Origin of the sequence: Paraburkholderia sp. WC7.3g (genome assembly GCF_050436345.1) — a bacterium.
GTDB lineage: Bacteria > Pseudomonadota > Gammaproteobacteria > Burkholderiales > Burkholderiaceae > Paraburkholderia > Paraburkholderia podalyriae.
Window position 1 is genome coordinate 192,990 of the sequence record NZ_JBNDMA010000004.1, and the last position, 13,688, is coordinate 206,677.

Annotated in this window: 12 protein-coding genes; 1 reads left to right on the forward strand and 11 read right to left on the reverse strand. The window is 64.0% G+C overall.

The window, feature by feature from the left end:
- Positions 1-26: 26 nt before the first annotated feature.
- The 8 genes from OKW43_RS34300 to OKW43_RS34335 all read right to left on the reverse strand — a co-directional run bounded on the left by OKW43_RS34300 (position 27) and on the right by OKW43_RS34335 (position 9,842).
- Positions 27-1,022: a LacI family DNA-binding transcriptional regulator gene (locus OKW43_RS34300; RefSeq protein WP_429452792.1), complete on the reverse strand. Its 996-nt coding sequence runs from the start codon at positions 1,020-1,022 to the stop codon at positions 27-29.
- A 167-nt stretch (positions 1,023-1,189) separates the two neighbouring features.
- Positions 1,190-2,074: an SMP-30/gluconolactonase/LRE family protein gene (locus OKW43_RS34305; protein ID WP_429452794.1), complete on the reverse strand. Its 885-nt coding sequence runs from the start codon at positions 2,072-2,074 to the stop codon at positions 1,190-1,192.
- Complete coding sequence (locus OKW43_RS34310; RefSeq protein ID WP_187634669.1) at positions 2,071-2,838, reverse strand: SDR family NAD(P)-dependent oxidoreductase; 768 nt, start codon at positions 2,836-2,838, stop codon at positions 2,071-2,073. Before OKW43_RS34310 ends, OKW43_RS34305 begins: the two co-directional genes overlap by 4 nt.
- Before the next feature lie 90 nt (positions 2,839-2,928).
- Complete coding sequence (locus tag OKW43_RS34315; protein ID WP_429452797.1) at positions 2,929-5,334, reverse strand: glycoside hydrolase family 3 N-terminal domain-containing protein; 2,406 nt, start codon at positions 5,332-5,334, stop codon at positions 2,929-2,931.
- A gap of 198 nt (positions 5,335-5,532) precedes the next feature.
- Positions 5,533-6,663: an ABC transporter ATP-binding protein gene (locus OKW43_RS34320; RefSeq protein WP_429452799.1), complete on the reverse strand. Its 1,131-nt coding sequence runs from the start codon at positions 6,661-6,663 to the stop codon at positions 5,533-5,535.
- A 70-nt stretch (positions 6,664-6,733) separates the two neighbouring features.
- Positions 6,734-7,564, reverse strand: a complete 831-nt coding sequence (locus OKW43_RS34325; protein WP_429452801.1) for a carbohydrate ABC transporter permease — start codon at positions 7,562-7,564, stop codon at positions 6,734-6,736.
- 3 nt (positions 7,565-7,567) lie between these two features.
- Positions 7,568-8,485, reverse strand: a complete 918-nt coding sequence (locus OKW43_RS34330) for a carbohydrate ABC transporter permease (RefSeq protein WP_312892660.1) — start codon at positions 8,483-8,485, stop codon at positions 7,568-7,570.
- A gap of 61 nt (positions 8,486-8,546) precedes the next feature.
- Complete coding sequence (locus OKW43_RS34335; protein ID WP_187634673.1) at positions 8,547-9,842, reverse strand: extracellular solute-binding protein; 1,296 nt, start codon at positions 9,840-9,842, stop codon at positions 8,547-8,549.
- Positions 9,843-10,115: 273 nt separating this feature from the next.
- On the opposite strand from OKW43_RS34335, the gene OKW43_RS34340 reads away from it, so the two are divergent.
- Positions 10,116-11,165 carry a LacI family DNA-binding transcriptional regulator gene (locus OKW43_RS34340; RefSeq protein ID WP_429452804.1) on the forward strand — a complete coding sequence of 350 codons (1,050 nt, stop codon included), beginning with the start codon at positions 10,116-10,118 and terminating at the stop codon, positions 11,163-11,165.
- Here OKW43_RS34340 and OKW43_RS34345 read toward each other — a convergent pair.
- The 3 genes from OKW43_RS34345 to OKW43_RS34355 all read right to left on the reverse strand — a co-directional run bounded on the left by OKW43_RS34345 (position 11,144) and on the right by OKW43_RS34355 (position 13,659).
- Entirely contained in the window at positions 11,144-11,533 is a 390-nt protein-coding gene (locus OKW43_RS34345) for a type II toxin-antitoxin system VapC family toxin (protein ID WP_187634675.1), read from the reverse strand. The genes OKW43_RS34340 and OKW43_RS34345 overlap by 22 nt on opposite strands.
- A complete protein-coding gene (locus OKW43_RS34350; RefSeq protein WP_187634676.1) occupies positions 11,533-11,763 on the reverse strand; it encodes a type II toxin-antitoxin system Phd/YefM family antitoxin in 231 nt (76 codons plus the stop codon). Before OKW43_RS34350 ends, OKW43_RS34345 begins: the two co-directional genes overlap by 1 nt.
- Positions 11,764-12,528: 765 nt before the next feature.
- Positions 12,529-13,659, reverse strand: a complete 1,131-nt coding sequence (locus OKW43_RS34355) for an ABC transporter ATP-binding protein (RefSeq protein ID WP_429452806.1) — start codon at positions 13,657-13,659, stop codon at positions 12,529-12,531.
- Between the last annotated feature and the right edge of the window lie 29 nt (positions 13,660-13,688).

Sequence of the window (13,688 nt, forward strand, 5' to 3'; positions counted from 1 at the left end):
GATTGAGGGGAGTGCTAGTGCGCCATCTATGCGCTGTCGCGCGCAATCACCGTGAAATCGATCTTCACCGCTTTCCGGCGATGCGCATCACCTGCTTCGCGGTCGGCGAGTGCCGCGAGCAGCATTTCGCCGGCACGCACGCCGATGCCGTAAGCGTCGACCGACACCGTCGTGATGCTCGGCTGACAGCACCACGAAACCTCGAAGTTACCGAAGCCGGCAATCGCGATGTCGTCCGGCACCGACAGCCCGCGCCGATGACACTCCATGATCGCGCCGAACGCCGACATGTCGCTCACGCACATCACGGCCTCGGTATCGGGCCACGTGTCGAGCAATGCGCCGATCGCGGGCGCGCCGTGGCTCATGGTGATCGGCGAATCGCCGAGCCGGATCACGCGCGGCTCGCCAAGGCCTAGCGCCCTGATTTCGGCGACGTAGCCGCGCATCCGGTCGTGCCCGCGCCGGTCGCGCTCGCTCGCGCCAGCGATAAAACCGATCCGCCGATAGCCGCGCTCGTGCAGATGCCGGACCATCGCGCGCGCCGCCGCCGAGTTCGAAAAGCCGACGACCTTATCGATCGGATCGCTGGGTAGATCCCACATCTCGACGACCGGAATGCCGGCGCGCTGCAACAGCATGCGTGTCGCTTCGGTGTGCCGGCCGCCCGTCAACGCGACGCAGCGCGGCTGGTGACGCAGCATCGAGCGCACCAGCAGTTCTTCCTGTTCCAGACGGTAGTCTGTGTCGCCGAGCAGCAGTTGCAGACCGTGCGGGCCCAGTGCGGCGTTCAGGCCGCGCACGGTGTCGGAAAAGTTCGAGCTGGACAGCGACGGCACCAGCACCGCGACAAACTCCGAGCGTCCCGACGACAGCGCGCCCGCCGCCGCATCGGCGACGTAGCCGAGTTCGTCGATGATCTTCTGCACGCGTTCGCGGGTTGCCTGCGACACGTTGCGGCCCGCGAGCACGCGCGACACGGTCATCTTCGAGACGCCCGCGCGTTCGGCGACATCGGACATGCGGGGCGGGACTGGCGGCCTGGACGTCATGATAGGAATCGGGGCAAATGCGCGAAAGTCACGGAACGCACATGATAGCGGGCGGCTCCTTTCGGAGCGACCAGGCAACGTCAGGGTTGCGTTTGCGGCCGGTCTTGTCGCTGGGTTTTGTCGCTGGGTTTTGTCGTTTAGCGCTCGAAACCCACCGTGCAGCGAGCCTGAGCCTGCCCCGCCACCGGCGCGCGGAACGAGAACAGCCCGCCCGCCTGCGGCTGATGCTGCCGCTCGACCGCCGTCAGTCCCTTCCATGCGGTCGACACATAGACGGTTTGCAGATCGTCGCCGCCGAACGTGAGCTTCGTCACGTTCGCGCACGGCAACGGCACCTGATCGACCAGCTCGCCCGCCGGCGAGTAACGCTCGATCCGCCAGCCGCCGAACAGCGCGATCCACACGAAGCCGTCGGCATCGACCGCCATGCCGTCAGGGTGGCCGTCGCCCGAGATCGCCGCGAAGATGCGCTTGCCCGACGGCGTGCCGTCCGCGGCGACGTCAAACGCGTAGACCACCCGCCGCATCGTGTCGTTGTGATACAGCGTGCGGCCGTCCGGGCTCATCGCCGGGCCGTTCGTGATCACGTAGTCGTCGTCCTGCCCGATTGCCGCGCCTTGCTCGTTCACGCGATACAGCGTGCCGCTCGGCGCCTCTTCCCCATCATCCATCGAGCCGAACCACAGGCGTCCCTGTGCATCGACGAAACTGTCGTTGAGGCGGTTGCCCGGCAGCTGCGGTTCGACGTCGATGAGCTTGCTGAACTCCCCGCTCGCCGGATCGAACCGATGCAAGCCGGATGGCAGCCCGCACACGAACGTGCGGTCCGCGAGCGGCGCCAGAAAACCGGGCTGGTCGGGCGCTTGCCACGTCCGCTGCTCGCCTGTCGCGACGGACAGCCGATGAATCCGGCGCCCCTTGATATCGACGAAATACACGGCGTTTTCGGTGGCCTGCCACAGCGGCCCTTCGGCCAGTTCGGCGCCGAGCGCCCATACGCACACAGGGACCGGCATGCTCATTCTCCGTACCACCCTGCGTCGACGAAGTAATCGCGGCCGGAGCAGCGCGACGCGTCGTCGGACGCGAGAAACAGCGCCATGCGCGCGACGTGCTCGGGCTCGATGCGCAGTTGCAGACACTGACTCGCGACGACCTTCGCTTCGCTCTCCGCCGATTGCCATAGTTGCATCTGCCGCGGCGTCTTCACCGCGCCGGGGATGATGCAGTTCACGCGAATGCCCGCGCCGCCGAGATCGCGCGCGAGACCGCGCGTGAGCCCTTCGATGCCAGCCTTCGCGGTCATATAGATCGCGAGGTTCGGCAGCGCGACATGCCACGACACCGAACCCAGGTTCAGGATCACGCCGCGGCCCGCGCGACGCATGCCGCTTGCGGCGGCCTGCGCGCAGAAGAACTGGTGGCGCAGATTCACCGCGATACGGTCGTCCCAGTAGCTCGCGGTCAATTCGCCGATTTCGTGCCGGTCGTCGTTGCCGGCGTTGTTCACGAGCACGTCGATCGGGCCCGCCGCATCGACGATCGCGGCGAACGTGCTGTCGATCGCGTCGACACTTTTCAGGTCGCAGCGGCGGAACAGCGGCGGGTGCTTCGCGTGGCGAAGCGTTTCCTGCAGCGCGAGCGAATCGTGCTCGGCGACGTCGAGAAAGAACACGCGCGCGCCTTGCTGCGCGAAGGCTTCGACCATTGCGGCACCGATCCCACCGCCGCCGCCGGTCACGACGATCGTTTTGTCCGACAGGCTCGGATAGATTGCGTACGACATCAGATATTCCACTTATTACGAGTAGGACACACGCAGGGCGGCACGCGCCGCCCTGCCCCGCCGCTTACGCCACGCGCTTAGGCCACGCGCTTAGGCCACAACCGCGACTTCGCTCAGCATGCGCCAGTCGCGCTCGAGCGTTCTCGTCGCGGAGCCCGCGACTGTCACGGTGCCGCCCAGATGAATGTCGCGGCTCGAACTGCCGACCAGCAGATCGAAATCACCGGGCTCGACGATACGCTCTCCGCGCCCGTCGGTGAAGTTCAGCATGTCGACCGGCAGCTTCACGTGCACACGCGCCGATGCACCGGCCGCGAGCGGCACGCGCGCGAATGCCTTCAGCTCGCGCACCGGCCGCGCGACCGACGCGTGCCGGTCGCGCACGTAGATCTGCACGATCTCCGTGCCGTCGCGCGCGCCGGTGTTCTCGACCGTGAAGCTCAGTTCGACCGTGCCGTCTTCGATCGGCACCTCGCGGTGCACGAGCGCGAGATCGCCGTAACGGAACTGCGTATAGCCGAGGCCGAAACCGAACGGATAGCGGCAACCGAAATGGTATGCAACCGGCGTTCCCGCGCTCTTCAGACGATGGTTATACACGTACGGCACGGCGCCCGCACTCTTCGGCACCGACAGCGGCAGACGGCCGCTGAAATTGGCGCGGCCCACCAGCAGGTCGGCCAGCGCTTGCGCGCCGCGCTCGCCCGGCGCGAACGCCATGATCTGCGCGGCGATGCGGTCTTCGAGACCGCCGAGATTGTACGGACGGCCGCCCGTCATCACGACGACCGTCGGCGTGCCGCTGTCGACCACCGCTTCGAGCAACGCCTGCTGCACGCCCGGCAGATCGAGGCTGTCGGTATCGGAGCCTTCGCCGACGGTGCCGGACTGGAACAGGCCCGCCAGATCGCCGACGAAGACGAGCGCCACGCCCGCTTGCCGCGCGGCATCGACCGCGGCCGCGATGCCGTTGGTGTCCTTGCTGATCAGTTCGTCGCAATGCGCGTCGCCGGTCAGATCGAGCGACACGTCGCCCGGGAACACCGGCGCACCCGCGCGGCGTTCCTTGATGATGTCGCAGCCCTGCGCGTGAATCACGCGCTTCTCGCCGAGCAACGCGCGCAGCGAGCGCAGCGGCGTCCCGATCGACGCGGTCGACTGCTCGCCGCTGTTGATCAGATGCACGGGGAAGCTGTAGCCGGCGAGCAGCGCGAGCGGGTCGTCGGCAGTCGGGCCGATCACGGCGATCTTTTCGGCGCCGTTCGCGTCGAGCGGCAGCACGTCGCCTTCATTGCGCAACAGCACCGCCGATTCGAGCGCGACCTGATGCGCGGTATCGCCCGCGGCCGCGCTCTTCACGTCGACGCGCTCGGGATCGACGTACGGATTCTCGAACAGGCCGAGCTGGAATTTCACTCGCAGCACGCGCGAGACCGCGTTGTCGATCGTCGCTTCGTTGATCTCGTTGCGCTCCAGCGCTTCCCTCAGATGCACCGCGCACTCGTGGCCGGGCAACTCGACGTCGAGGCCGGAGTTGAACGCGAGGGCCGCAGCCGACGCGCTGTCGCGCGCCACCGCGTGGTGGCTGAACAGAAGGTCCACGCCAGCGTAATCGGCGACGACGAGGCCGTCGAAGCCCCACTTCTCACGCAGCGTGTCATGCAGCAGCGCGCGGTCTCCATGACACGGCACGCCGTCGACGTCGTGATAGGCAGGCATCACCGAGCCCGCGTTCGCAAGCTTCACGGCCATCTCGAACGGCAGCATGAACACGTCGTTCAGTTCGCGCGGGCCGACATGCACCGGCGCATGATTGCGGCCGCCTTCGCTCGCCGAATGACCGACGAAATGCTTGAGCGTCGCGAGCAGATCGCGCTGTTCGCCTTGCAGGCCCTTCACGTAATGACACGCAAGCACGCCGACCAGATACGGGTCTTCGCCGAGCGTCTCCTCGGTGCGGCCCCAGCGCGGGTCGCGCGATACGTCGAGCACCGGCGCAAGCCCCTGGTGACAGCCGATCGAGCGCGCCTGCGCGCCGATGACCGTGCCCACTTCGCCGACCAGTTGCGGATTCCACGTCGCCGCATAGTTCAACGGCGACGGGAACAGCGTCGCGTCCTTGATCATCAGCCCCACGAGGCACTCCTCGTGCGACATCACCGGAATGCCGAGCCGCGTGTCTTCGACCATCTTGCGCTGCAACTCGTTGAGCGCGCGCACGCCTTCCTTCGGATCGACCGTGTGCGTGCCGAGCGGACGCGTGATCTGACCGAGGCCATGCTGCAGGATCTCGTCGACCGTGATCTGGTTGGCGCTCTGCGCGAAATCGATGCTACGCGCCTTGTGCTCGCCATCGGCCGACAGCTTCAGCCAAGCGGCGTGAAGCTGCGCAATCTTTTCGTCGAGTGTCATGCGCGCGAGCAGGTCGGCCACGCGCTCTTCCACGGCTGCGGCTGGATTGCGGTAGAGCGGGACCTCACTTTGCCGAACCAACATCGAAAACTCCTTTTTTTATCCTGGTGTACGAAGCGCAAGAAGCGCCGACAAATCCGTTGTTTCTGACAGGCGTGCGGCAACGCGTTGCTTCAGCCCGGATGCCATCCCGTGTGTTTTCAGCCACCTTTCAGACGTTCGCAGTCCTGCTGATCGATCCAATGCGATCGCGCCTCGAAACTCGCCGCGATCGCGAGCGACTCAGTGCAGACGCGGCAGCGCGAAATCCTTGTCGTCGAACACATGGCACGCGTGCGGTGCAAACGCCAGCTCGATGCGTTCGTCGTGCGTCACGCCACCGTCACCGGGCAGTTTGGCGATCATCGTGTTGCCGTCGCGGATGCCACCGTCCAGATGCACGTAGCTGTGCTCGCCCATCCGTTCGACCAGACGCACCGCGCAGCGGATCGTCTGGACGCCGGGCTGCGTCGACGGCAGCGCAAGGTGCTCCGGGCGGATGCCGAGCGTGACCTGCGAGCCGACGCGCTGCCTGCGGCCGTCGACCTCGGCGCGCACGCGCTCGCCCGTCGTCAGCTCAACCTGGATGCCCTTGTCGTCGACCGCGAGGACCGTGGCCGGCATGAAGTTCATCTTCGGCGAACCGATGAAGCCCGCGACGAAGCGGCTCTTCGGTCGGTGATACAGATCGAGCGGCGCGCCGATCTGCGCGATGCTGCCGTGTCTCTCCATGTCGGCGCCGGCATGCAGCAGCACGATCTTATCGGCGAGCGCCATCGCTTCGATCTGGTCATGCGTAACGTATACCGCGCTCGCGCGGTTGAACTCGCGATGCAAACGAGCGATTTCGGTACGCGTCTGCACGCGCAGCGCGGCGTCGAGATTCGACAGCGGCTCGTCGAACAGGAACACGCCCGGCTCGCGCACGATCGCGCGCCCGATCGCCACGCGCTGGCGCTGGCCGCCGGACAGCGCTGCGGGGCGGCGTTCGAGATAGGCGTCGAGTTGCAGTGCGGCAGCGGCGCTGCGCACCTTCTTGTCGATGATGGCCTTATCGATTTTCGCCTGACGCAGACCGAATGCCATGTTCTCGTACACGCTCATATGCGGATAGAGCGCGTAGTTCTGGAACACCATCGCGACCTGGCGCTTCGCGGGTTCGACGTTGTTCATCAGCTGACCGTCGATGCGCAGTTCGCCGTCGGTGATCGACTCGAGACCGGCGATCATGCGCAGCAGCGTGGACTTGCCGCAGCCCGACGGCCCGAGGAACACGCAGAATTCGTCGTTGCCGACTTCGAGGTTGGCGTCGCGGATCACCGCGTTGCCGCTCGTATAGGACTTCTGTACGTTAGTAAGGGAAATGCTTGCCATATCGTTTTATGCGAAGTTCGGTGTGCGAGCCACTCTGGCCGGCACGATTCGAGGTGGTTTGCGACGCGGATCAGCCCTTGAGCGAGCCAGCCATCATCCCCTTGATCACGCGCTCCTGACCGAACGCATAGCCAACGATCAGCGGCAACGACGTCAGCACGAGGACAGCCAGCATCGACGGTATGTTCGACGCGTATTGCCCCATGAAGTCCCAGATCGCGAGCGGCAGCGTACGGTGTTCGGCCGTCGACGTGAGCATGTACGCGAAGATGAACTCGTTCCACAGACCAATGCCGTTGAAGATCGCCACCGTGGCGAGCCCCGGTGCCGAAAGCGGGAAGAAGATACGCCAGAAGATGCGGAACGGACTGCAGCCATCGAGCTGCGCCGCTTCTTCGAGCTCGCGTGGAATCTGGCGCATGAACTCGGTCAGGATGAAGATCGACACCGGCAGACTGAGGGCCACGTAGGGGCCGAGCAGCGCGAACGCGGTATCGTAAAGACCGAGGTTGCGCGTGAGCAGATAGATCGGCACGAGCGTCGCATGCAGCGGCACGATCATGCCGGCGACCACGAGACCGAAGAGTGTCTTGTTCAGCGTGAAGCGCAAGCGCGCAAACGCGTAGGCCGCCATCGCACTGATGATGACGATCAGCAGCACCGATACTCCCACCGTGAACACGCTGTTACGGAGATACGTGAAGAACGGCCCTTTCAGCACAGCCGCGTAGTTGCCCCAATACAGTTGGCTCGGCGGCGCCCACACGGAGGTCGCGAAGGTCTCTTCCTGGCTCTTGAAGCTCGAAGCGACCATGAAGAGAAACGGGATCGTCGTCACAGCCAGCCAGATCAGTGCCAGCAGAGGAATCCCCACGCGGGGGAAGCGTAGTTTCTTGTTCATGGTTCAGACCTCGGTTGCATAACGGCGGGTGAAGTACATCGATACCGCCGCCACTGTGATGACGATAAGGAACATCGCCGAGCCGATGGTGCTGCCGTACCCAAGCTGGAACGAACTGAACACCGTGCGATACATGTAAGTGGCCATCACCTCGGACGAGCCTTCGGGCCCGCCACCGGTCATGACAAACACGAGATCGAAGTAACGCAGCGATCCGAGCACGGACAGCAGCACAGCCGTGCGCACCGTGCCTTGCAGGTGCGGCAGCTTGATGCGCCAGAAAATGGTCCACTCGGAAGCGCCGTCGAGGAGCGCCGCCTCGTTGACCTCGGCCGGCATCGACGACAGGCCGGCGAGGAACAGAATCATGTAGAAAGGTGCGTTCTGCCAGATGATCACGGCGATGGTCGCGCCCAGCGAAAAATGCGGGTCGCCGAGCCAGTCCTTCGCGATGCCATCAAGCCCGAATGCCTGCAGCGCGACGTTGAGCGGACCGAAATTCGGATCGTAGATCTGCTTGAACAGCACGCCGATCGCCACGCTCGACATCAGCAGCGGCAGGAAATAGAGAACCTTGAGCACGCGCGAGCCACGGCCGGCTTTTTCCAGCAGCACGGCGAGCGCGAGCGCGATCGGAAGCTGGATGATGATCGACGCGACAGCAAGAATCACATTGTTCTTCAGCGATTGCCAGAACACCGCGTCGTGCGCGAGCCGCCCCCAGTTCGCCAGCCCGACATAACGGGCCGTGTTGCCGAGGCCATTCCAGTCGAGCAGCGACAGCCGCAGACTGGAGACGAGCGGATAAAGCAGGAACACGGCCAGCAGCAGCAGCGACGGCGCAAGAAACACAGCCGTGACGAGGGTTTGCGATGAGAATCTCAGCCGGCGTTCGGGTGTAGCGGAAAGTGCGATATTCACGGGCTTGTATGCCGACCGGCACCTCGCGGTGCCGGTTCGACTTTTCTTTGGGACTGGGAGATTAACCGCCCTTCTTCGAAGCGGCTTCCATTTGCTGCGCAGCAGCCTCAGGCGTCAGCGACAGACCGAACAGTTGCTGCGTCGTGTCCTTGTGCATTTCACCGAGCGCCGGCGGCAGTGCCTGGTCGTACCAGAGCTGCACGCTCGGAGCCGCAGCAAGCAGTTTCTGCAGACGCTGCGTGAACGGATCGTCGATCTTGACGTTATTGACCGGCGGCAGCTTGTGGTCATTCGACGCGCGATCCTGCATCGCCTGGTCATCGGTCAGGGCCTGGATCAGCTTGAACGCTGCTTCCGGCGTCTTGCACTCGGTCGAGATGCTCAGGAAGCCATCGCCAACCGTGCCGATCAGATCGCGCGGATCGCCCTTGCCACCTGGCACGCTCGGGAACGAGAAAAAGTCGAGATCTTTCGAAAACGTGGGGTTTTCGTTCGCGATCGTCGAAGCTTCCCAGGCACCCATCAGCTCCATTGCAGCCTTGCCCGTGTACAGCAGACGGCGCGAAGCACCCGAGTCGTAATCAAGGCCGTTGATGCCCGGTGCGAACGCGCCAGCCTTCACGAGTTCCTGAATGCGCTTGCCGGCTTCGACGAACGCCGGATCTTCGAAGCCCTTGCCCTTGCCCTCGATCGCGTCCTTCACGACTTGCGGACCACCGATACGGTCGACGAGGTACATGTAGTACATCGAACCGGTCCACTTGTTCTTGTTCGCGAGCGAGAACGCTGCAACGCCGTGCGACTTCAGCACCTCGACGACGTGCATCAGTTCATCCCACGTCTTAGGCGGCGCGATGCCGTACTTGTTGAAGACTTCCTTGTTGTAGAAGATCACCGCGGCCGCTGCGTTTTCGGCAGCAACACCGTAGGTCTTGCCGTCGAACGTCGTGACATTCCACGACGCTTGCATGAAGCGGCCGCGATACGCTGGATCCTTGTCCAGGTACGGCGTGAGGTCGGCGATCTGGCCGGATTTCACGTACTCGTGCAGGCCGCCGCCGCCCCAGTTTTCGAACACGCACGGCGGCTGATTCGCGCCGAAAGCGACCTTCAGCTTCGTCTTGTATGCCTCGTTCAGCACGTGCGAATTCTCGACCTTGTAGCCCGGGACCGCCTTTTCGAAGCGATCCGACGCGTCGCGAATGATCTTGCTCGACGACGTATTGGTCTGCTGGTCCCATACCGTGATCGTCCTGGATTCCGCCGCTACGGCGTTCGAGACAACCGCAGACATCGAAAATAGCAGCGCGGTGGCGCCGATGATGGACCGCGCTTTAAGCAAAGCCGGAAACGCCATGTGTGTGTCCCCTCTTCTGGATTTTTAAGAAACCGCCGAAATTGTTAACGTTAGCCTTAACGTTAGTGGATGTTAGGACGGTGCATGAAGCAAGGCTATGGGGGATTTTACCTGGTCCCCGCAAGCTGCGACGCAACTGCCGCATAGAACTGACTGATTATGGCAAAGCGGAAATATAAAGGGTTCTGCTAGAATAGCGACTACATAAACGGTATCGCTAACGTGACTAGCGAGTCCACCATTCAAATGAGCTCTCGCATACCATCGACCCGCATGGCAAGGCAAACCCCCACGCTTGAGCACGTCGCCAAGCTTGCCGGGGTATCTCAGATGACCGCGTCGCGCGCCCTCAACGGCCGTCCCGGCGTGTCGCGCGAAACCCGCGACGAAGTACTGAGAATCGCGTCGGACATCGGTTACGTCGTCAACCGCACCGCACAAAAACTGTCGGGTGGCCGCAACGGCATCATCGGCATCATCACGCCGACACTCGACACGCAATTCTCCAGCGAGCTGATTCTGGGCGCGGGCCGCGCGGCGCGTGGCGCGGGCTGCGAGATGCTGGTCTACGCGGTGTTCGACGAAGACCGTCATACGCATCACGACCTGCTTGGGCTCATCCAGCAATTCTCCGACGGTATCCTCGCCATTCTGCCGCGCGAGTCGCTGTGCCTCGAAGCGCTCGCCACCGCGAAGGTGCCGGTCGTCGTCGTCGATCAGCGCGGCACGCTGACGGGCTTCCCGTCGGTGTCGGTCGACAACTATGGCGGCGCCTGTCTCGCGGTCGAGCACCTCGCGGAGCTCGGCCACAAGCGCATCGCGTTTCTGGCCGGCGACGAAACGATCGAAGGCGTGCGCGACCGGCAACGCGGCTACCGCGACACGCTGGCTCGCCTCGGCCTGCCGCGCGAAGACGCGCTGGTCGCCGCCGGCGACCTGTCGCAAATGATGGCGTTCGACGTCACCTTCGACCTGCTGAATCTCGCCGACCCGCCCACCGCCATCTTCACGGCCAACGACCAGAGCGCGTTCGGCGTGATCGCCGCTATCCGCGAAGCGGGCCTGCGCGTGCCGGACGACATCTCGGTGATCGGCTTCGACGACATCCCGATGTCCGAGCAGTTTCACCCGGCGCTCACTACGATCCGCCAGCCGTTCCAGCAGATGGCGCGCTCGGCGGTCAACACGCTGCTCGCGCAGATCGCCGGGATCGACGCCGCTTCGCAGCGCATCACGCTGCCGGCGGAACTGGTGGTGCGCGATTCCACTGGCCCAGTCCGCACCAGGCAGCGCCGCGGCCGTCACCAGATCGTTTCGACGTAAGTCGACGCGCGCACCTTCGCATCGGAAGTCACGAGCGCGCCGCCATGCGTGCGCGCGGTCGCGACGATCAGGCGTTGATGCAAGCTGAGCGTGGGCGGCAGCGTCGCCGCACGAAACGCGATTTCGGTGTCGACCGGAATCATCCTCACGCCGTCGAGCGACAGAAACGTCGACATCCAGCTGCGCGCGTCCATCGACAGGCCGAGACTGCCGACCTTCACAAACTCCGCGATTTCGAACGCGCTGATCGCCGAGATCAGGATCTCGCCGCCGGTGAGTTCCTGATCGATCGCATCGTGCGCGGCCTGGCTCAGCGCTTTTTGCCTGCCGAGCCAGCACACGAGCGCAAGCGTATCGAGCGTGATCATCAGTCGTCCTGCCCGGCTGTGACCGGTTGCAACGCGTGTTTCAGGTTGAAATGCGTGATCGACGCGCGCAGCAGCTCAAGCGGATTCTCCTGCTTGCTGCGATACGGCCTGATTTCGATGGTGGGTTGTCCGCGGTCGGTGACGACCACGGTCTCGCCCAATGCCTCGACCTGACGGAACAGCTCGCAGGCCCGGGACTTGAAAATGGCTTTAGATACTCGCTTTTCCATGACGCTCTCCACCCAGCAAAATTCCAACGGTTATTTTTTGTATCGGGCCGGTGCGCCCGCTTGCGAACGCCCGCGCTGCGTGGCCCGATATTCTTTATCAACCTTGCTCTCAGTCATTGCTTCTCAACCAATTGCCAGGAGCTGCCTCGGGCTCCAGTCCTACTCGCGGCGACCGCTCCGGCCCCACAGGGTCGTGCCGGATACGGCCGCGACGCATCCTGGGTTCCAATGTCTGCCCCGCGCTTCAGGTCCTTTGAAAGATGCAAACATCGGGGAACGTTACCCTTAACGTTAGCGCATGTTAATGGCGCGTATTCGCCGCCGCCATGCGGAGTTTACCTAGGCTCCGAACCACTATCGGAACCGCCCGAAGCGGCCCTCTAAACCAAGCCTGGCAAGGGCGAAAGCGTCGCGCAAGGTATCGACAGCAATACGAAAGATTGGTGCGAACTGGCTAACGCCAGCACTCATTGCGTCACTCATCGCGGTTCGATGCAGGCGGCCCCGATGAACGATCCGCATCGAAATGCACAATCCATGCATGCAGCGATTCGCGCGGCTTCTTCGGCCCGCGGTGCTGCTGTGGCTCTCGTTCGACAGCCGGTCGCCCGCGGTCCGCGGCAGCAGCAGATTCACCAGGCGCCCCGCTATACCGGTTCCCGGACAGACCACTCGCCACGGCCTCGCCACCGTACTCCGCTCCATTTTTCTCCATCGCGCCGTCCGTCATCGGTGTACCGTTGCTCGCTCGTCGGCATCGCTCTATCAAACCACCGCGTCGACGTCCTCGCCGACTTCCGGTCGCTCGAGGGCCACCGCGGCGCCGTTCGCATCGAACAGCGTGACCGCCGACGACGCCACCTTGATCCCGACGCGCGCGCCGACCGCGTGCTGCGCGTTCTTCTTGTCGAGCTTCAGCGCGATCGCGTGCGCCATCCCATCGAGTCGCGCATGCAGAATCGACACGTCGCCGAGATGCTCGACCAGTTCGACACGCGCGGCGAGTCCTTCGTCGAGCGAGCCGATGCCCAGATGCTCGGCGCGCACGCCGAGCGTCAGCTCGCCGCTGACCGGCTGCGCCAGTCGACCGGGCAGCACAATGCGCTGGTTTGCGCCGGCGAGCGTCACGACGGTTTGTGCATCGCTTTGCGACTCCAGCGTCGCGGCCAGCACGTTCATCTGCGGCGAGCCGATGAAGCCGCCGACGAAGCGGTTCGCCGGCCGCTCATACAGATCGAGTGGCGCGCCGGTCTGCTCGATGCAGCCTTTGTTGAACACGACGATCTGCTGGCCGAGCGTCATCGCCTCGACCTGGTCGTGCGTGACGTAGATCATCGTCGTGCCGAGTTCGCGATGCAGCTTCGCAAGCTCGATACGCATCTGCACACGCAGCGCTGCGTCGAGATTCGACAGCGGTTCGTCGAACAGGAACACGCGCGGCTTGCGCACGATCGCGCGTCCGATCGCGACACGCTGGCGCTGGCCGCCCGACAGCGCCTTCGGCCTGCGCTCGAGCAGATGCGTGATTTGCAGGATCTCGGCGGCACGGCCCACCGCCTCGCGCACTTCGTGCTTCGACTTGCCCGACAGCTTCAGCGAAAAGCCCATGTTTTCCGCGACCGTCATGTGCGGATACAGCGCGTAGCTCTGAAACACCATCGAGATGCCACGGTCCACGGGTTGCAGATCGTTGACGCGTACGCCGTCGATCAGAACGTCGCCGCCAGTGACCGACTCGAGCCCGGCGATCATGCGCAGCATCGTCGATTTGCCGCAGCCGGACGGCCCCACGAACACCGTGAACTGACCGTCCGGGATGTGCAGATCGATGCCCTGGATCACCTGCGGTCCTTCGCCGTACGTCTTCGTGACTTTGTGCAATACGAGTTCGCCCATTGCAACCTCCTCCTCAATCCTTGTACTTG

Excerpts from the sequence above, each read along its gene's own strand:
- OKW43_RS34300 (WP_429452792.1), bottom strand. The coding sequence starts at position 1,022 with ATGTCCGATGTCGCCGAACGCGCGGGCGTCTCGAAGATGACCGTGTCG.
- OKW43_RS34355 (WP_429452806.1), bottom strand. The coding sequence starts at position 13,659 with ATGGGCGAACTCGTATTGCACAAAGTCACGAAGACGTACGGCGAAGGA.
- OKW43_RS34325 (WP_429452801.1), bottom strand. The coding sequence starts at position 7,564 with ATGAACAAGAAACTACGCTTCCCCCGCGTGGGGATTCCTCTGCTGGCA.
- OKW43_RS34320 (WP_429452799.1), bottom strand. The coding sequence starts at position 6,663 with ATGGCAAGCATTTCCCTTACTAACGTACAGAAGTCCTATACGAGCGGC.
- OKW43_RS34340 (WP_429452804.1), top strand. The coding sequence starts at position 10,116 with ATGGCAAGGCAAACCCCCACGCTTGAGCACGTCGCCAAGCTTGCCGGG.
- OKW43_RS34310 (WP_187634669.1), bottom strand. The coding sequence starts at position 2,838 with ATGTCGTACGCAATCTATCCGAGCCTGTCGGACAAAACGATCGTCGTG.
- OKW43_RS34315 (WP_429452797.1), bottom strand. The coding sequence starts at position 5,334 with ATGTTGGTTCGGCAAAGTGAGGTCCCGCTCTACCGCAATCCAGCCGCA.
- OKW43_RS34345 (WP_187634675.1), bottom strand. The coding sequence starts at position 11,533 with ATGATCACGCTCGATACGCTTGCGCTCGTGTGCTGGCTCGGCAGGCAA.
- OKW43_RS34305 (WP_429452794.1), bottom strand. The coding sequence starts at position 2,074 with ATGAGCATGCCGGTCCCTGTGTGCGTATGGGCGCTCGGCGCCGAACTG.
- OKW43_RS34350 (WP_187634676.1), bottom strand. The coding sequence starts at position 11,763 with ATGGAAAAGCGAGTATCTAAAGCCATTTTCAAGTCCCGGGCCTGCGAG.
- OKW43_RS34335 (WP_187634673.1), bottom strand. The coding sequence starts at position 9,842 with ATGGCGTTTCCGGCTTTGCTTAAAGCGCGGTCCATCATCGGCGCCACC.